This is a genomic window from Asanoa ferruginea, assembly GCF_003387075.1.
GTDB classification, from domain to species: Bacteria; Actinomycetota; Actinomycetes; order Mycobacteriales; family Micromonosporaceae; genus Asanoa; species Asanoa ferruginea.
In genome coordinates, this window is record NZ_QUMQ01000001.1 from 4,987,355 (window position 1) to 5,004,979 (window position 17,625).

General features: G+C 72.2%; 17 protein-coding genes. 14 read left to right on the top strand and 3 right to left on the bottom strand.

What is annotated here, in order from left to right:
- Positions 1-210: 210 nt before the first annotated feature.
- From DFJ67_RS42345 to DFJ67_RS23530, 10 genes are all read left to right on the top strand, one after another.
- Positions 211-609, top strand: coding sequence for a hypothetical protein (locus tag DFJ67_RS42345; RefSeq protein ID WP_147315576.1), 399 nt, complete (start codon positions 211-213; stop codon positions 607-609).
- Between the two features lie 1,133 nt (positions 610-1,742).
- Positions 1,743-2,678, top strand: coding sequence for a hypothetical protein (locus tag DFJ67_RS23485; protein WP_116069977.1), 936 nt, complete (start codon positions 1,743-1,745; stop codon positions 2,676-2,678).
- A 69-nt stretch (positions 2,679-2,747) separates the two neighbouring features.
- A complete protein-coding gene (locus DFJ67_RS23490; protein WP_116069978.1) occupies positions 2,748-3,212 on the top strand; it encodes a DUF948 domain-containing protein in 465 nt (154 codons plus the stop codon).
- Between the two features lie 28 nt (positions 3,213-3,240).
- A complete protein-coding gene (locus DFJ67_RS23495; RefSeq protein WP_239097662.1) occupies positions 3,241-3,564 on the top strand; it encodes a hypothetical protein in 324 nt (107 codons plus the stop codon).
- Positions 3,565-3,575: 11 nt separating this feature from the next.
- Positions 3,576-6,260: an alanine--tRNA ligase gene (alaS, locus tag DFJ67_RS23500; protein ID WP_116069979.1), complete on the top strand. Its 2,685-nt coding sequence runs from the start codon at positions 3,576-3,578 to the stop codon at positions 6,258-6,260.
- Positions 6,261-6,264: 4 nt separating this feature from the next.
- Entirely contained in the window at positions 6,265-6,723 is a 459-nt protein-coding gene (gene ruvX / locus DFJ67_RS23505) for a Holliday junction resolvase RuvX (protein ID WP_116076586.1), read from the top strand.
- Positions 6,720-7,919, top strand: a complete 1,200-nt coding sequence (mltG, locus tag DFJ67_RS23510) for an endolytic transglycosylase MltG (protein ID WP_116069980.1) — start codon at positions 6,720-6,722, stop codon at positions 7,917-7,919. The genes ruvX and mltG overlap by 4 nt, the downstream gene beginning before the upstream one ends.
- Positions 7,916-8,725 (top strand): shikimate dehydrogenase, encoded by an 810-nt coding sequence (locus DFJ67_RS23515; RefSeq protein ID WP_116069981.1) that lies wholly within the window; start codon positions 7,916-7,918, stop codon positions 8,723-8,725. Before mltG ends, DFJ67_RS23515 begins: the two co-directional genes overlap by 4 nt.
- A gap of 1,061 nt (positions 8,726-9,786) precedes the next feature.
- Positions 9,787-10,965, top strand: coding sequence for a chorismate synthase (aroC, locus tag DFJ67_RS23525; RefSeq protein ID WP_116069983.1), 1,179 nt, complete (start codon positions 9,787-9,789; stop codon positions 10,963-10,965).
- Positions 10,962-11,465 (top strand): shikimate kinase, encoded by a 504-nt coding sequence (locus DFJ67_RS23530; protein WP_116069984.1) that lies wholly within the window; start codon positions 10,962-10,964, stop codon positions 11,463-11,465. The genes aroC and DFJ67_RS23530 overlap by 4 nt, the downstream gene beginning before the upstream one ends.
- Here the strand turns inward: DFJ67_RS23530 and DFJ67_RS23535 are convergent.
- Entirely contained in the window at positions 11,455-12,129 is a 675-nt protein-coding gene (locus DFJ67_RS23535; RefSeq protein WP_116069985.1) for an alpha/beta fold hydrolase, read from the bottom strand. The two genes, DFJ67_RS23530 and DFJ67_RS23535, sit on opposite strands and share 11 nt — an antisense overlap.
- A gap of 56 nt (positions 12,130-12,185) precedes the next feature.
- Here DFJ67_RS23535 and DFJ67_RS23540 point away from each other — a divergent pair, with 56 nt between their 5' ends.
- The 4 genes from DFJ67_RS23540 (at position 12,186) to aroB (ending at position 15,820) form a co-directional block, all read left to right on the top strand.
- Positions 12,186-13,142 (top strand): helix-turn-helix transcriptional regulator, encoded by a 957-nt coding sequence (locus DFJ67_RS23540; protein ID WP_116069986.1) that lies wholly within the window; start codon positions 12,186-12,188, stop codon positions 13,140-13,142.
- Positions 13,143-13,284: 142 nt separating this feature from the next.
- A complete protein-coding gene (locus DFJ67_RS23545) occupies positions 13,285-14,229 on the top strand; it encodes an AAA family ATPase (protein WP_116069987.1) in 945 nt (314 codons plus the stop codon).
- Positions 14,230-14,249: 20 nt separating this feature from the next.
- Positions 14,250-14,741, top strand: coding sequence for a DinB family protein (locus DFJ67_RS23550; RefSeq protein ID WP_116069988.1), 492 nt, complete (start codon positions 14,250-14,252; stop codon positions 14,739-14,741).
- 2 nt (positions 14,742-14,743) lie between these two features.
- Positions 14,744-15,820, top strand: coding sequence for a 3-dehydroquinate synthase (gene aroB, locus DFJ67_RS23555; protein ID WP_116069989.1), 1,077 nt, complete (start codon positions 14,744-14,746; stop codon positions 15,818-15,820).
- Here the strand turns inward: aroB and DFJ67_RS23560 are convergent.
- Both DFJ67_RS23560 and DFJ67_RS23565 read right to left on the bottom strand, forming a co-directional pair.
- Positions 15,801-16,463: a response regulator gene (locus DFJ67_RS23560; RefSeq protein WP_116069990.1), complete on the bottom strand. Its 663-nt coding sequence runs from the start codon at positions 16,461-16,463 to the stop codon at positions 15,801-15,803. The genes aroB and DFJ67_RS23560 overlap by 20 nt on opposite strands.
- A complete protein-coding gene (locus tag DFJ67_RS23565) occupies positions 16,460-17,590 on the bottom strand; it encodes a sensor histidine kinase (RefSeq protein ID WP_116069991.1) in 1,131 nt (376 codons plus the stop codon). The genes DFJ67_RS23560 and DFJ67_RS23565 overlap by 4 nt, the downstream gene beginning before the upstream one ends.
- Positions 17,591-17,625 lie beyond the last annotated feature (35 nt).

The following is a 17,625-nucleotide window of genomic DNA, read 5'->3' on the forward strand; positions in this document are numbered from 1 at the left end:
GTGTCGCCGGCCCGGACGTGCCGCCGGGTGCTGGCGCGGGCGACGCCGGGCGTGCGGAGACGTTTGGTGGCCGTGGGCGAGCCGGCCAGCGCGGCGGAGCGCCCGACCTCACACCTGGCGAGGCCGCGGCGGGTTCCGGTCGGGCCGAGCCGTTCGGCGGTCGTGGGCGGGCCGGCCGTGGCGGGCTCCCGGGTACCGAGGTCGCACCTGGTGACGGTCGCGGACGGCCGGCAGGTCGCGGTGGTGTCGCCGACCCGGATGCGCCGGGTCGTGGCGGGGTCGCGGGTCCTGGCATCGCAGCCGGTGACGGTGTCCGTGGGCGGCCGGGCGGTGCCGCGGGTCCCGACCTGCCGCCTGGTGATGGTGGCCCTGGCGGCGAGCCGTTCGGCGGTCGTGGGCGATCGGCGGGTCGTAGCGGTGGCGATCTGCCCCCCGGCGGCGGCGTTGTCGTTCCCGGGCGCACGGAGGCGTTCGGCGGCCGTGGGCGGCCAGGTGCCCCTAGCGCACCCGGTGGGCCGGCGGGTCCGGACGCAGCGAGCGGGCCCGGGCGCGCGGAAACGTTCGGCGGTCCGGGACGCCCGGCCGCACCGGCGGGCCCTGGCGACGTAGCTGACGGTGGCACCGGCCGGCAGGGCGGCGCACGGAGCCGGTTCGGTGGCGATACGACCGGCGGGGTGGCTGTCCCGTCCGGGCGGCGGGGCACGCCCGATGGAGGTCCGCGCGGCCGGCACGGCGGCACCGACGAGCTGACCGGGACGCCGTCCGGTGGCGTGCCCGGATCCGATGTGCGGGCGAGCCGGCACGGGGTTGCCGCGGACGACGTCGCCAACACCACCGGCGAGGTTGGGGCGGCGGGCGGACGGCGCCGCCGGGCCGGCGACACGGACACCGGCTCGATCGGTGGCGCGCGTGGACGGTTCAACGACGGTGACCGTGCCGCTCCCGGCGGTCCACCTGCTGGCGCCGGCGACGGACCGGGCCGACCCGTTCGCGGGCGGCCGGGCGGGCCGGACGGAGCTCGTCCGACCCGCAGCGGACCCGGTCCCGAGGGCACCGGTGCGATCCGGCCGCCGTTCGGCCCGGACCAGGCCGCCCCCGGCGGTCCGGCCAACCGTGGCGGCCGCCCGGACGCGGCAGGCGTAGCCCGCCCACCGGTCGGCACGGCGCAACCCGGCATGCCACCCGGCAGCCCAGGCGCCCGAGGCGGCCGCCCAGGCAACCGCCCCATGGGCGCCCCGGATGCGACCGGCACCGTCCGGCCGCCGATCGGCCACGACCAAGGCGGTCCAGGAACATCCGGTCCGGGAACACCCGGCCCAGCGGCACCGGGCATGCCCGCCGGACCAAACGGCCCCGGCAGGCCAGTCGGACCAGGCGGGGCAGCCGGACCAGGCGGGGCAGTCGGACCAGGCGGGGCAGTCGGACCAGGCGGGGCAGCCGGACCAGGCGGGGCAGCCGGACCAGGCGGGGCAGCCGGGCCAGGCATCGCCGGAGGCCCAAACGGGCCCGGCATGCCCGCCGGACCAAACGGCCCCGGCATGCCCGCCAGGCCAGCCGCACCAGGCGGCGGAGCCGGCCCCGGCATGCCCGCCGGACCAAACGGACCCGGCATGCCCGCCAGGCCAGCCGCACCAGGCGGCGGAGCCGGGCCAGGCATGGCCGGACCCCCGAACGGCCCCGGCATACCCGCCGGGCCGAACGGATTGAACGCCCCAGCCGGACCGGGCGCCCCAGGCCCGGGCATGCCCGCCGGCCCGACCGCACCCGGAACCCGCGGCCGCCCCGGCGCCGCCCCGGACGGCGCGGTCCCGCCAGTCCGCGCCGCCGCCACCCCGATGGCCCCACCGGCCACCCGCCCACCAGCCGCAGCCGGCACGGCCCGCCCACCCGGCGCGGCCCCTGACCAGGCCCCACCCGACGGCATCCGCCGCTCGGCGTCGGTCCCGGTCGGCCCGGAAGCGAGCCAGCCGATCGCGGCCCGGGCCACCGTGCCCGGCGCGGAGCCCGAGACGGCACCGCAGCGGAAGAAGGCGCTGGCCGCGGCACGGGCCATACAGTTCCGCGAGCAGATCAGGGAGCCGCGGAACGTCCGGCTAGGCATCCTCGTACTCGGAATCCTGATGGTCCTGGTCGCTCTTCCGCTCTATTCGTGGTCGAAGGCCGAGTCGCGCGACCCGGTGTTCACCGCGCTCGACAGCATGAGCGTGCCGGGCTGGGCCAACACCAAACCCGTGGACCGGATCGACGGCAACCGCTGGTGCCTGACCGAGTGCCGGTTCCGCGAGCGCACGACGCACTCGACGGAGTCGCCCGAGGCGACCACCAAGGCCTACCACGAGGCTCTCCAGCAGGCCGGATGGACAACCTGGAAGGTCGCGAAGTGCCCGGAGACCAAGGTTGACGGCAGCTACACGTGTTGGACCCGCGACGAGCTGACCATGGATCTGTGGGTACGCGCGCCCGCCTGCGGCAATGTGCCCATCGCGCCGCAGCCGCAGGACGGTGCCAGCACCGGGCCGCAGATCGCGCTCAACCCCGAGGACTGCAAGGGTTCCGACGTGTCCATCAAGGTCCGCAACGCGATCGCCGACGAGCGCACCGGGCCGCTGCCCGACGTCAACCCGGGTCAGGTCGGCGAGACGCCGTTCGGGCTCGCCCCGGCGGCCGCACCGTCGTGAGGCCGTGCGGCGTTACGGACGGTAGGGTCTGCACGTTGGCGCACGGGGCACGTCGTGGAGGAGGTTCGGGTGGACGGTGGAGAAGTCGCATGGCTGGTCGTGGCCGGCGCGTTCCTGATGCTGGTGCTGGTGCTCGCGGTGCCCATCCTGCGCCTGCGTAAGACGATCGACGCCGCGACGAACGCGATCAACGATCTCAACGACCGCACCGCTCCGATCCTGGCCAATGCCAACACGACGATCGAAGGGGTGAATGTGGCGCTGAGCCAGGTGCACACCTCGCTCGATGGCGTCAACATCCAGCTTGCCAAGATCGACACGATGACCGGGCACGCGCAGAACGTGACCGCCAACGTCGCCAACCTGGCCACGGTGGTCTCGGCAGCCGCGGCCAACCCGTTGGTCAAGGTCGCCGCCTTCGGCTACGGCGTGCGCCGGGCCGCCGCCGCCCGCCGCCACGCGGAAGACGAGCGTGAGGTGCGCACCACCCTCAAGCAGCAGCGCCGCGCCGCCAAGAAGGCCGCCACCCGCTGATCGAGGCCCCGCGAGGAAGGATGGAACCATGAAGCGGTTGCTCTGGCTGGGCGTCGGCCTCGCGGTGGGCGCCCTGGTCGTGCGCAAGCTGACCCAGAAGGCCAACGAATACACCCCGTCGGGCATCGCCTCGTCGGTCTCCGAGTCGGCGGGCGGGCTGGTCGAGTCGGTCCGGGCGTTCGTCGACGACGTGCGGTTCAACATGGCCGAGCGCGAGCAGCAGATCCACGAGGCGTTCGCCAACGGCGTGACGTTCGAGGACCAGTTCGAAGACCTCCGCGGCGACGACATCGAGGTCGACCTCGACGAGCCGATCAACGGAACGCATCCCAGGCAACGAAACATCACTTAGGAAGGCACCCGATGAAGACGGCGGAGATCAAGCGGCGGTTTCTCGCGCACTTCGAGGCCAACGGCCATGCCGTGGTCCCGAGCGCACCGCTGCCCGCCATCGACGACCCCAACCTGCTGTTCATCAACGCCGGCATGGTGCAGTTCGTGCCCTACTTCCTGGGCCAGCGCACCCCGCCGTGGCAGCGGGCGACGAGCGTGCAGAAGTGCATCCGCACGCCCGACATCGAAGAGGTCGGCAAGACCAGCCGGCACGGCACGTTCTTCCAGATGAACGGCAACTTCTCGTTCGGCGACTACTTCAAGGCCGGCGCCATCCCGCTGGCCTTCGAGCTGGTCACCAAGCCGGTCAGCGAGGGCGGGTTCGGGCTCGACCCGGAGCGCATCTGGGCCACGGTCTACCTCGACGACGACGAGGCGATCGAGATCTGGAAGCAGACCGGCATCCCCTCGGAGCGGCTGGTCCGCCGGGGCAAGAAGGACAACTACTGGTCGATGGGCATCCCCGGGCCGGCCGGTCCGTGCTCGGAGCTTTACTACGACCGTGGCCCCGCCTACGGCCCCGAGGGCGGCCCCGAGGTCGACGAGGACCGTTTCCTCGAGTTCTGGAATCTCGTCTTCATGCAATACGAGATCACCAACGTGAAGAACAAGGAAACCTTCGACGTCGTCGGTGAACTTCCGGCGAAGAACATCGACACCGGCATGGGCCTCGAGCGGATGGCCTCGCTGCTCCAGGGCGTCGACAACCTCTACGAGATCGACGAGGTCAAGCCGATCCTCGACCGGGCGGCCGAGCTGACCGGCAAGCGCTACGGCGCCGGCACCAGCAGCCACGTCGCCGCCGAGTCGCACCCCGACGACGTGCGGCTGCGGGTGATCGCCGACCACGTGCGCACCGCGCTGATGCTGATCGGCGACGGGGTCACCCCTTCCAACGAGGGCCGGGGGTACGTGCTCCGCCGGATCATGCGCCGCGCCATCCGGTCAATGCGGCTGCTGGGCTGGCAGGAGCGCTCGCTGCCCGAGTTGCTGCCGGTCGCGCGCGACTGCATGGCGCCGTCCTACCCGGAGCTGGCCAGCGACTTCGGCCGGATCGCCGACTACGCGTACGCGGAAGAAGAGGCCTTCCTCTCGACCCTGCGCGCCGGCACGACGATCCTGGACACCGCGGTGGCCGAGACCAAGCAGGCCGGTGGCACGACGCTCTCCGGCGACCAGGCGTTCCAGTTGCACGACACCTACGGCTTCCCGATCGACCTGACCCTGGAGATCGCGGCCGAGCAGGGCCTGTCGGTCGACGCCGACGGCTTCCGCCGGCTGATGACCGAGCAGCGCACCCGGGCCAAGGCCGACGCGCAGGCGCGCAAGACCGGCCACGTCGACCTGTCCGCCTACCGTGCGGTGCTCGACGCCGGCGGCCCGGTCGAGTTCACCGGGTATGCCGAGGTCAGCCGCGAGTCGCGGGTCCGCGCGGTGCTCGACACCGGTGGTGCCGCGCTGGAGGCGGCCGGCGAGGGCGACACCATCGAACTCGTCCTCGACGCGACCCCGTTCTACGCCGAGGGCGGCGGCCAGCAGCCCGACATGGGCCTGGTCACGGTCGGCGGCGGGCAGGTCGAGGTGTTCGACGTGCAGTCGCCAGTGCCCGGCCTGGTCATCCACCGCGCCAGGGTGGTCCGCGGTGAGGTGCGGGTCGGCGAGGCCGGCTTCGCCGAGATCGACATCACCCGGCGCAAGGCGATCTCCCGCTCGCACACGGCGACCCACCTGGTGCACCAGACGATGCGCAACTTCCTGGGCGAGTCGGCGACCCAGGCGGGTTCGCTCAACGCGCCCGGCCGGCTGCGGTTCGACTTCAACACCCCGGCCGCGGTGCCGCCGAGCGTGCTGACCGACGTCGAGCAGCAGATCAACGAGGTGTTGCTGGGCGACCTCGAGGTGCACGCGTTCATCACCTCGCAGGACGAGGCGCGGCGGCTCGGCGCGATGGCGCTGTTCGGCGAGAAATACGGCGACGAGGTGCGGGTCGTCGAGGTCGGCGACTACGCCCGCGAGCTGTGCGGCGGCACCCACGTGGCCCGCTCCGGCCAGCTCGGCCTGGTCAAGATCCTTTCAGAAGCGTCGATCGGTTCCGGTGTACGTCGCGTCGAGGCGCTGGTCGGCATCGACGCGTTCCAGCACCTCGCCCGCGAGCACCTGCTGGTGGCCCGGCTGGCCGAGCTCTACCGGGTGCCGGGCGAGCAGGTCGCCGAGCGCGTTGCGCAGACGATCAGCCAGCTCCGCGACGCGGAGAAGGAGCTCGAGAAGCTCCGCGGCCAACTCGTGCTCGGCGGTGCGGCGGCCCTGGCGGCCGGTGCGGTCGACATCCGCGGGGTCGCGTTCGTCGGCACCGAGGCGCCCGAGGGTGCCGCGGGCAACGACGTGCGTACCCTCGCGCAAGAGATCCGTGGCAAGATCGACCCGGCGCGGGCCGCGATCGTCGCGGTGACGGCCAGGTCGGGTGGCAAGGCGTCGCTCGTGGTGGCGGCCAACGCGGCCGCCAAGGCGCGCGGCCTGTCGGCCGGCGATCTGGTCAAGGGCGCGCTGTCCGGGCGCGGCGGCGGAAACGCCGATCTGGCCCAGGGCGGCGGCGTTCCGGCGTCCGAGGCTGCCAACCTCCTGGCTGCTGTGGAAAAGGCTATTGACGGAGCGTGACGGTCTGACCGCTTTTCACCGGGGTGTACGGCTCGGTGTTGATGTGGGTAACGTGCGTGTCGGGGTCGCGATGTGCGACCCCGACGGCATTCTCGCTACGCCGCTGGTGACACTGCGTCGTGACCTGAATGCCGGAGAAGACGCTATTCCTGCAGATATCGCCGAACTTGCCCGACTTGTCGACGAGCACGAGATCATCGAAGTGGTGGTCGGTTTGCCCGTCAACCTGGCCGGCAAGGACGGGCCTGCGGCGGTCGCGGCCAGGGCTTATGCTCTCCGGTTGACGACGGTCATCGATCCGGTGCCCGTCCGGCTGGCAGACGAGCGGCTGTCCACGGTTGTCGCGACCCGTAGGCTGGCCGAGCGTGGCGTGCGGGGTCGACGCCAACGGGCGGTGGTCGACCAGGCGGCCGCGGTGGAGATCCTGCAGGGCTGGCTGGACGCGCAGCGGAGGCGAACGTGATCGACGATCTTGACCTCGCGTTCGATGAACGCGCCGACAAGGGCCGGCATCGTCGCAGCTATCGGAAGAACGTAGGGAAGAAGAAGCGCAAGGGCGGCGGTGGCAAGACTGCCGTCGCTTTCCTGATGGCGCTGGTGCTGCTCGGCGCCCTGGGCGTCGGTGCCTGGTATGGCTTCGACCGGATCCAGTCCTACTTCGTCACCGCCGACTACGACGGCGCGGGCACGGCCGAAAAGGTCAACATCGAGGTCAAGCAGGGCGCCAGCGCGACCGACATCGCCAACCTCATGGTCAAGGCCGATGTCGTGAAGAGCGCGAAGGCGTTCATCGAGGCGGCCGACGCCGACAGCAAGAGCAAGAACATCCAGCCCGGTGTCTACGGGCTACGCAAGCAGATGAGCGCGAAGGCCGCCCTCGCGGTCCTGGTCGACCCCAAGAACAAGATCGTCAACGGGGTCACGGTGCCAGAGGGCCTCACCATGCTGAGCACGTTCAAGAAGCTGTCCGACCAGACCAAGATCCCGGTCAAGGACTTCCAGGCGGCCGCGAAGAACGTCGACTCGTTCGACATCCCGCCGTTCTGGTTCGAACGCCGCGACGGCAAGAAGGTCACCAAGTCGCTCGAGGGCTTCCTGTTCCCCGACACCTACGAGATGCCGCCCAAGCCGACCGCCAAGCAGATCCTCGACATCATGGTCAACCGGTTCCTGACCGTCACCGGCGACATGAAGTTCGCCGACACCGTGCAAGCGAAGCGGGGCGGCATCGCACCCTACGAAGCGTTGATTGTCGCGTCGCTGGCCCAGGCCGAGGCCGGCAACAAGGATGACCTGGGGAAGATCGCCCGGGTCGCCTACAACCGGGTCTACCTCAAGGACATGCCGCTCCAGTTCGACGTCACGCTCAACTACGGCCTCGAGGCCGCCGGCAAGCCGACGAAGGCGTCCAAGGACATGTCCCCCGCCGACTATGCCAACGCGGGCAACAAATACAACAGCCACTACTACAAGGGCCTGACCCCGACACCGATCGACAGCCCGGGGAAAGACGCGCTACAGGGCGCGATGGACCCGCCGGCCGGCCAGTGGCTGTTCTTCGTGGCGATCGACAAGCAGGGCCACTCGGCCTTCGCGGTGACCGACGAGGAGCACGAGGCCAACAAGGTGAAGGCGCGCGAGGCCGGGATCATCAATTGACCCGTGCGGCAGTCCTGGGCAAGCCCATCGGCCACTCGCTCAGCCCGGTGATCCACAACGCCGGCTACGCGGCGCTGGGCCTGACCGACTGGTCCTACACGGCGATCGAGTGCGACGAGGCCGGCCTGCCCGGCTTCGTCGCCGGTCTCGGCCCCGAGTGGGCGGGCCTGTCCCTGACGATGCCGCTCAAAGAGGTGGCCCTGTCGGTGGCGACTTCCGTCGCCCCGGTGGCCGCGACCGTCGGCGCGGCCAACACCTTGGTCCGCCGCGCTGGTGGCTGGCACGCCACGAACACCGACGTCGAGGGCATGGTCAACCTGCTCCGCGACGCGGGCGTGCCGGCCGGCGCCCGCTTCACGGTGCTCGGTGCGGGCGGCACGGCCCGCGCCGCGGTGGCGGCCGCGTCCCAGCTGGCGGCCGCCTCGGTGACGGTGGTAGCCCGCCGCCCACTGGCGATCGAAGAACTCTCGGCGGTGGCCGCCGACCTCGGGCTCCCGCTGACACCCACGCTGTGGCCGGACGCGGCGGCGGCCCTGGACGCCGACGTGGTCATCTCCACCGTCCCGAAGGGCGTGGCGGATCCGATCGCGATCAACGCGGTCTGGCGGCCTCGGACGATCCTGTTCGACGCCCTCTACGACCCGTGGCCGACGCCGCTGGCCGAATCGGCGGCCCGCTCGGGCACCCAGATCCTGTCGGGCCGCGACCTGCTGCTGGCCCAGGCCGAAGGCCAGTTCCGCCTCTTCACGGGCGCCGAACCCCCAACTGCGGCGATGCGCGACGCCCTGTACCAAGCGCGTTCCTGATTTCGTCGTCGCGCGACGGCTCCGCTCCGCTTTCGGCGGAGGGTTTTGTGCGCTTCCGCCAAGACCTAGCCATCGGCCGCGACCTCGGTCGCGGCGCGTGAGAAACGGCCCTTTGGCGGATCTGCGCCGTTGGAAGATCGCGGAGCCGACCCGGATAAGCGCACCGTCGGTATCGGCGCCTCGCACCGGCCCGGATCCGTTCCGGGCCTCTCGCTCCGTGCCGGCCCGGGGCCCTGCGCCGGCCCGGGTCCGTTCCGGGCCTCTCGCTCCGTGCCGGCCCCGGGGCCCTGCGCCGACCCGGGTCCGTTCCGGGTCTCTCGCTCCGTGCCGGCCCCGGGGCCCTGCGCCGGCCCGGGTCCGTTCCGGGTCTCTCGCTCCGCGCCGGCCCCGGGGCCCTGCGCCGGCCCGGGTCCGTTCCGGGTCTCTCGCTCCGTGCCGGCCCCGGGGCCCTGCGCCGGCCCGGGTCCGTTCCGGGTCTCTCGCTCCGCGCCGGCCCCGGGGCCCTGCGCCGGCCCGGGTCCGTTCCGGGTCTCTCGCTCCGCGCCGGCCCCCGGGCCCTGCGCCGGCCCGGGTCCGTTCCGGGTCTCTCGCTCCGCGCCGCTCCGGACCCGCGCCCCTCGCAACACGGCAGCGCCCGCGCCCGCCGGCCTCAACGTCGCGCGCCGGCCCGCGCCGGGCGCCGCCTCTTCGCCCTACTCCGCGCTCCGCGCCGCAAGGCGCAGCGATCTAGGTAAATGGTTGCTGCTATAGCAGCAACCATTTACCTAGGGCCGCGAGCCGCCAGAGCGGCGTGTCCGCCGCGCCACGCCGGAGGTCAAGGGCACGCGCGGCGGATCGATGGGTCGCGCGGACCTCGTCGCGGGTCTGGCCCCGGAGGGTGTCGAGGAAAAGACGGTCCGCCTCGGGTTGGGTGGCGGTGAGTGGGCTGGCCGCCACCGGACGCGTCAGCGCGGTAAACCGACGGGCAAATGGCCCCCTGACGGGGATCGAAGGATGTCCGGGTTTTGGGACCGGGTGACCGGATGGTGGCCAGCCCTAAACGTCGTGGAAGACTTACCCCTGTGTTGCGCTGGTTGACCGCAGGGGAATCGCATGGGCCGGCGTTGGTCGCTGTGCTCGAAGGGGTGCCGGCTGGGGTCGAGGTGACCACCGCCGACATTGGGCGGCAGCTTGCCCGCCGCCGGCTCGGCTATGGGCGTGGCGCGCGGATGGCCTTCGAGCAGGACGTCGTCGAGATTCTCGGTGGGGTGCGGCATGGCCTCACCCTCGGGAGTCCGGTCGCCGTTCGGGTGGGCAACTCCGAGTGGCCCAAGTGGGAGACCGTCATGGCGGCCGACCCCGTCGACCCCGAGCTGCTGGCCGCACAGGCGCGCAACGCGCCGCTGACCCGCCCCCGGCCGGGGCACGCCGATCTGGCCGGCATGCAGAAATACGGCTACACCGACGCCCGGCCGATTCTCGAGCGGGCCAGTGCGCGGGAGACCGCCGCCCGGGTCGCCGTCGGCACCGTCGCGCGGGAGCTCGTGCGGCAGGGGCTCGGGATCGAGATCGTTTCGCACGTTGTCGAGCTCGGCAGCGTCGCCGCCAAGCCGGGGTTGCATCCGCGGCCCGAAGACGCCGAGCGGATCGACGCCGACCCGCTGCGCTGCCTCGACCCCGACGCCAGCGCGCGGATGGTCGCCGAGGTCGACGCGGCCAAGAAAGACGCCGACACGCTCGGGGGAGTGGTCGAGGTCCTCGCCTACGGCGTTCCGCCGGGGCTGGGCAGCCACGTGCAGTGGGACCGCAAGCTCGACGCCCGGCTCGCGACCGCGCTCATGTCGATTCAGGCGATCAAAGGCGTCGAGGTCGGCGACGCGTGGACGCAGGCGCGGTCCCGCGGTTCGCAGGCGCACGACGAGATCATTCCGACGGCCAACGGGGTCAAACGGGTCACCGACCGGGCCGGCGGGCTCGAGGGTGGGATCACGACCGGCGAACCTTTGCGGGTACGCGCCGCGATGAAGCCGATCTCCTCGCTCAACCGGGCCCTTTCCACAGTGGACGTCGCGACCGGTGGGCCGGCCACCGCCATCAACCAGCGTTCCGACGTGTGTGCCGTGCCGGCCGCCGCGATCGTCGCCGAGTCGATGGTCGCGCTGGTGCTGGCCGAGGCGGCCGTCGAGAAGTTCGGTGGCGACTCGATCGTCGAGATTCGCCGCAACCTGGCCGGCTACCTCGACAACCTGGTGATCCGGTGAGCCCGCGGGCGATTCTGGTCGGCTCGCCCGGCGCGGGCAAGACCAGCACCGGTGAGGCGCTGGCCGCCCGGCTGGGTGTGGCGTTCCGCGACACCGACGCCGACATCGAGGCGACCGCAGGCAAGCCGATCCCGGAGATCTTCCTCGACGAGGGCGAGCAGCACTTCCGGGTCCTCGAAAGGGCCGCCGTCGCCACAGCGGTCAGCGATTTCGACGGTGTGCTCGCCCTCGGCGGCGGAGCGATCCTGGCCGAGGACAACCGCACCGCGCTCGCCGGGCACCAGGTCGTGCACCTGGTGGTGAGCCTCGGCGAGGCGGTCAAGCGGGTCGGTCTCAGCTCCGGGCGGCCGTTGCTCGCGATCAACCCGCGTGCCACCCTCAAATACCTGCTCGACCAGCGGATTCCGCTCTACGAGTCGGTCGCGACGATCACGGTCGAGACCGACGGGCGCACGCCGGAAGAGGTCGCCGACGAGATCGTGGCGCTGCTCAAGCCCTGAGCAACTCGGCCAGGCGAACGGGCTCCGAGAACATCGGCCAGTGGCCCGTCGGCAGCGAGCGGATCACCACGTCGTCAGCCACCGCGGCGAAGAACGGATGGCCGGCCGTGCGCATCTCGGCGATCTGCTCGGGCGAGAACGTGCACGCGATCAGGGTCGTCGGTGCGGTCAGACTTCCGCCCCGATGCAGCGGCTGCGCCACCGACGCGTAGGGGTGGGTGGTCGACCGTTTCGCCAGCAGCGCCAGCATCTCCTCGTCCACACCCGCGAGGAGCGGGTCCGGTTCCCACGACCGCGGCGGGACCGGGCCGGTCGACGCCGGTGGCGGGCCCATGTCGAGCTGCCGGGAGCCGTCCGGCAACGGTCCACTGTCCACATAGACCACCCGGGAGACCGGGATCCGCGCGGCGGCCGCGGTGACCGGCAATCCGCCGTAGCTGTGTCCAACCAGGACGATATTGTCGTGGCCGCGGGTGGCGTCGATGATGTCGGCGACGTGGCGCTCCAGGTCGGCGCCGGGGCCGTCCTCGCCGACCCGGTCGCCGACGCCGGTCAGCGTCACGGGGATGGCCTCGTCGCCAGCGGCCCGCAGGTGGGCCGCCACGTCGTCCCACGCCCAACCGCCGAGCCACATGCCGGGCACCAACACGAATGTCTCTGTCATGCGGCGAGCGTAAGGTTGCATCCGGACGCTTTCGGTCCGGATAAGGAGCGTGACGGGTGTCACATCCCGCTTCCCGGGTCCTGGGCATGCTGGAACTGCTCCAGACCCACCACCACCTGACCGGCGCCGACCTCGGTGCCCGGCTCGGCGTCGACGAGCGCACTGTCCGCCGCTACGCCACCACGCTCGCTGACCTGGGCATCCCGGTCACCGCGGCGCGCGGCCGCTACGGCGGCTACCGGCTGAGCCCGGGATACAAGCTGCCGCCGCTGATGCTGACCGACGACGAGGCCGCGGCCGTCGTGCTGGGGCTGATCGCGGCCGAGCACCTCGGGCTGACCACCGAGGCGCCGGCCACCGGCCCCGCGCTGGCGAAGATCAGCCGGGTGCTGCCGAAGAACCTGGCCGAGCGCCTCGCGGGCGTACAGGAAAACCTCGGTTTCACGGTGAATCGGAGCGCGACCGCGGCGCGGCCGGCGACCACGACGCTGCTGGCGCTAGGCGCCGCGGCCCGGGCCACCCGGCGGGTCAGCATCACCTACCGGTCCTGGCGCGGCGCGGTCTCGCTGCGCGACGTCGACCCCTACGGCCTGGTCTTCCACGCCGGGCGTTGGTATCTCACGGGTTTCGACCACCGGCGCGGCGAGGTCCGCACGTTCCGGCTCGACCGGATCGCCGCTGTCGACACGGGAGAGGCGACATTCACCGTTCCGGAGGGGTTCGATCCGGTCGGCCACGTCACCCGTTCGTTGGCCGGCGTCCCCTATACGTGGGAGGTCGAGGTGCTGTTCGAGGCCGATCAGGCGCAGGTGCGGCGCCGGGTGCCGGCCAGTGTTGCCGAGATCACCGAGACCGCCGACGGCGTGCTGATGCGGGCCAGAGCCCAGAGTCTGCCCGGAATGGCGCAAATGCTGGCCGGATTGGGCTGGCCATTCCGGATCGTCGGTCCGCCGGAGTTGCGCGACGCCGTGCGCGCACACGGCGAGCGACTGATCCAGCACGCGGCGCGTTGAATCTCCACAGAGGACGCTCGGGTCGAGCAAACGGGCGATCGGCGGGCCGAGGACCGGGTGTTAAAATTTCTGGAGATTGGCGTAAAGCGGACGTGTCTCGCCCTTCGGGCAATTCCGTCCTCTACTTCGAGGATCGAGGCGCATGGGCAACCAGCGGTCCATCACCGTCAACGGTGACCTGGGAAGCGGCAAGAGCACCGTGTCGGTAGGCCTGGCGGAGCGCCTCAACTTGCGCCGGATCAGTGTCGGCGACCTTTACCGCGAGATGGCCCGCCAGCGGGGCATGACCGCACTCCAGCTCAACCTGCACGCCGAGCTCGACGACGTGATCGACGGCACGGTCGACGCGATGCAGCGGGAGATCGCCGAGTCGGGCGAGCGGGTCATCATGGACAGCCGGCTGGCCTGGTTCTTCTTCACCAAGGGCTTCAAGGTCCACCTGATCACCGACCCGACCGTGGCGGCCCGGCGGGTGCTCGGCCGGCCGGCCAACGAGGTGGAAAACTACGCCACCCTCGAAGAGGCCAAAGACCGGCTGCGCAGCCGGAGCGAGAGCGAGCGGCAGCGGTTCCTGACCCGCTACCACGCCGACAAGCACAACCTGCGCAACTACGACCTCGTCTGCGACACCACCCGGGCCCGGCCCGAAGAGGTCATCGAGCTGGTCGTCGGCGCGATCGAGGGCCGGCTGGGCGCCGCGGTGCTCGCCGACAGCCCGCCGTTGCTGCTGCTCGACCCGGCGCGGATCTACCCCACGGGCGACATCTCCGCCCTGCGCGGGATGGACGAGGCCGAGCCGATCGCGCCCGACACCCTGGAGCCGATCTCGATCGGTTACGCCGACTCGCGGTTCTTCGTCGTCGACGGGCACCGGCGGCTCAGCGCGGCGCTGCGGGCCGGGTCCCGGATGGTGCCGGGCACCCTGCTGGCGCAGGACAACGACCCGGTGGTCGGCGGGCTGACGGCCCGCGAGTTCTTCGCCTCGACCGTGACCATGAGCAAGGTGTACGACTGGCAGGAAGCGCACGGCACCGAGCTGGAGATGCCGGCACACGCCCTCGGCGACCCGGAGCCGGTGCACGGCTGAGAGTGTCTAAGGTGCTCGGCATGACGTCGAGTTCTGAACGTGCCGACCTGCTCGCTTCGCTGCGCCGGCACCGTGGGTTCCTGCTGTTCACCGTCGGCGGGCTGAGCGACGAGCAGGCCCGGCTGACGCCGACCGCCAGCGTGCTCTGCCTGGGCGGCCTGCTGCGGCACGTCGCCGACACCGAGCAGCGCTGGGGTGCGTTCGCCGCCGGCGGTGCGGCCGCGATGGAGAAGATCGAGGTCGACTGGGCCAGCGGCTTCCAGATGCCGGAGGGCGCGTCCCTGGCCGACGTGGTGGCCGGTTTCCAGGCCGCCGCGGCGGGCACCGACGCGCTGGTCGAGACGCTCGACCTCGACGCCGAGCACGAGTTGCCGAAGGCGCCCTGGTTCGAGCCGGGTGCGTCGTGGTCGGTTCGCCGGGTGATGCTGCACCTGATCGCCGAGATCTCCCAGCACGCGGGCCACGCCGACATCATCCGCGAGTCGATAGACGGCCAGAAGACGATGGGCTGAGCATGAACGAGATCACGCGCATTCCGGTCGGGGGTGACCAGGCCTACGACGTGGTTGTCGGTCGCGGGCTCACCGATCAACTGAGTGCACTGCTGCCCGGCGCCGACCGGGTCGCCGTGCTCGCCTCGGCGCCGCTCGCGGCCAAGGCCGACACGATCGAGGCCGCCCTACGCGCCGACGGCCGCGAGGTCACCCGCATCGAGATCGCCGACGCCGAGAGCGGCAAGACGATCGAGACGGCCGCCGCCTGCTGGGACCGCCTCGGCGCCGCAGGCTTCACCCGGTCCGACGCCGTGGTGGCGGTCGGCGGCGGTGCGGCGACCGATCTGGGCGGCTACGTCGCCGCGGCCTGGTTGCGCGGCGTGCGCTGGGTGCCGGTGCCGACCTCGCTACTCGGCATGGTCGACGCCGCCGTCGGTGGCAAGACCGGCATCAACACCGCGGCTGGTAAGAACCTGGTCGGCGCCTTCCACCCGCCGGCCGGGGTGCTCTGCGACCTCGACGCGCTCGACTCGCTGCCGCCGGCCGACCTTCGCGCCGGCCTGGCCGAGGTGGTCAAGTGCGGCTTCATCGCCGAGCCGGCGATCCTCGACCTGGTCGAGCGCGACCCGCGGGCCGCCGCCGACCCGGCCGACCCGGCGGTCCGCACGCTGATCGAATACGCCGTGCGGGTCAAGGCCGACGTGGTCGGCGGCGACCTGAAGGAGTCCGGCCGCCGCGAGATCCTCAACTACGGACACACGCTGGCCCACGCGATCGAGAAGGTCGAGCACTACACCTGGCGACACGGCGACGCGGTCGCGGTGGGCCTGGTCTTCGCGGCCGAACTGAGCCGCCGCGCGGGCCGCCTCGACGACGCCACCGCCGACCGGCACCGCGCGATCCTGACCGCGCTGGGCCTGCCGACCGGCTACGACGCCGACGCCTGGCCGGAGCTGCTGGCGGCCATGCGGGTCGACAAGAAGGCCCGCGGCTCGCGGCTGCGCTTCATCGTGCTGGATGCGCTGGCCGAGACGGATGTCCTCGACGGACCGAGCGACGCCCTGCTCGCCGACGCGTTCAGCGCCGTCGCGGCGTGATCAGCCCCGACTCGTAGGCCCAGACCACCAACTGGGCCCGGTCGCGGCAATACAGCTTCGTCATCGCCCGGTTGACGTGGGTCTTGGCGGTCAACGGGCTGATCACCATCCGGGTGGCGATCTCGTCGTTGGTCAGGCCCCGCGCGACCAGTTCGACGATCTCCTGCTCGCGCGCGGTCAGCACCTCGCGCCCGGCCGCCGGGTCGGCCGGTGCCGGGCCGGAGACGAACTCGCTGATCAGCGTGCGGGTGACGGCCGGGGCGAGCAGCGCGTCGCCGGCGGCCACGACCGCGACGGCCTGGAGCAGGTCGGCCGGCTCGGCGTCCTTGAGGAGGAAGCCGCTGGCGCCCGCGCGGAGCGCCGCGAAGACGTAGGAGTCGAGCCCGTAGTTGGTGAGGATCAGGACGCGGACCGCGCCGAGGTCGGGGTCGGCCGCGATCCGCCGGGTGGCCTCGATGCCGTCGAGCCCCGGCATCTGCACGTCCATCAGCACGACGTCGGGCCGCAGCCGGCGCGACTCCGCGACGGCCGCGGCGCCGTCGGCCGCCTCGCCGACGACCTCGAGGTCGTCTTCGGCGTCGAGCAGGGCGCGGAACCCGGCCCGCATCAGCGCCTGGTCGTCGGCGAGCAGGACCCGGATCACGCCGGGCCGTCCAGCGGGAACGTGGCCCGCACCGCGAACCCACCGCTCTCGCGCGGCGCGGCGTCCAACGTGCCGCCCAGCCCGGTGACCCGTTCCCGCATGCCGCGCAGGCCGACCCCGGGTGTCACCGGGCTGGCCGGGGACGCCTGGCCGTCGTCGGTCACCGAGACGGTCAGCCGGGCCGGGGCGTACTCGACGTGGATCTCGGCGGTGGCCGGCCCGGCGTGCCGGGCGACGTTGGTGAGCGCCTCCTGGACCACGCGATAGCCGGCCTGGTCGACCTCGACCGGGACGTCGCGTGGGTCACCGACGACGACCACCCGCGCCGGCACGCCGGCCGCCACCGTCCGCTCGGCGAGCGAGCCCACCTGGGCCAGCCCGACCGGGTCCCCGTCGAACGGCGAGCGCAGCACGTCGAGGGTCGCGCGCAGCTCGCGCATCGCCGCGCCGCTGGCCTCCTGGATCGCGAGCAGCGCGGTCGACGGTTCCTCGTCGCGCTTGCGGGCCAGGTGCACCGCGATCCCGGCCTGCACCTTGATCAGCGAGATGTTGTGGGTCAGCGAGTCGTGCAGATCCCGGGCGATCCGCAGCCGCTCCTCGCCGGCGCGGCGCAACGCCACCTCCTCGCGGGTGCGTTCGGCCTCGACCGCCCGCTGCTCGACCTGTTCCAGGTAGGCACCGCGCTGCCGCGCGACGAGGCCCGCGACGTTGGCCGCCACGAACCAGCCCAGCAGCAGCGAGGTGCGCTCGAGGATGACCTGGCCCGGCCGGTCGGCGGGCGCGACCGAGACGTCGCGGGACAGGAAGCCGCCGAGGAAGACGACGCTGGCCAGCCCGGCGGCGGCCCGATGGCCACGCCAGGCCGCGATGTAAACCGTGCCGAGAACGGCGAACGCGGCGGCCACCCCGCCGTGCACCCGCAGGTAGAAGCCCAGCATGGCCGCGGTCACCACGGTCAACGCGACCACCGGATAGCGCCGGCACGCGGCCACGGCCGCCACCGTCACCAGAACCAGCACGACGTCGATCGGGCGGACCGCGGCGGCGTCGGGTGCGATCGCGGCGTCGCCGAGCACGAGCGCGCCGAGCACGACGCCGCCGACGGCGTAAGGCAGGTCCGGGCGCATGATCGCACTGTAGAACGGTCGTCCGCGCCGGTCAT

What these genes read in the sequence shown, in the direction of transcription:
- alaS (WP_116069979.1), top strand. Translation starts at nt 3,576, where the DNA reads ATGAAGACGGCGGAGATCAAGCGGCGGTTTCTCGCGCACTTCGAGGCC.
- DFJ67_RS23565 (WP_116069991.1), bottom strand. Translation starts at nt 17,590, where the DNA reads ATGCGCCCGGACCTGCCTTACGCCGTCGGCGGCGTCGTGCTCGGCGCG.
- DFJ67_RS23545 (WP_116069987.1), top strand. Translation starts at nt 13,285, where the DNA reads ATGGGCAACCAGCGGTCCATCACCGTCAACGGTGACCTGGGAAGCGGC.
- DFJ67_RS23495 (WP_239097662.1), top strand. Translation starts at nt 3,241, where the DNA reads ATGAAGCGGTTGCTCTGGCTGGGCGTCGGCCTCGCGGTGGGCGCCCTG.
- DFJ67_RS23535 (WP_116069985.1), bottom strand. Translation starts at nt 12,129, where the DNA reads ATGACAGAGACATTCGTGTTGGTGCCCGGCATGTGGCTCGGCGGTTGG.
- aroB (WP_116069989.1), top strand. Translation starts at nt 14,744, where the DNA reads ATGAACGAGATCACGCGCATTCCGGTCGGGGGTGACCAGGCCTACGAC.
- DFJ67_RS23485 (WP_116069977.1), top strand. Translation starts at nt 1,743, where the DNA reads ATGCCCGCCGGCCCGACCGCACCCGGAACCCGCGGCCGCCCCGGCGCC.
- DFJ67_RS23550 (WP_116069988.1), top strand. Translation starts at nt 14,250, where the DNA reads ATGACGTCGAGTTCTGAACGTGCCGACCTGCTCGCTTCGCTGCGCCGG.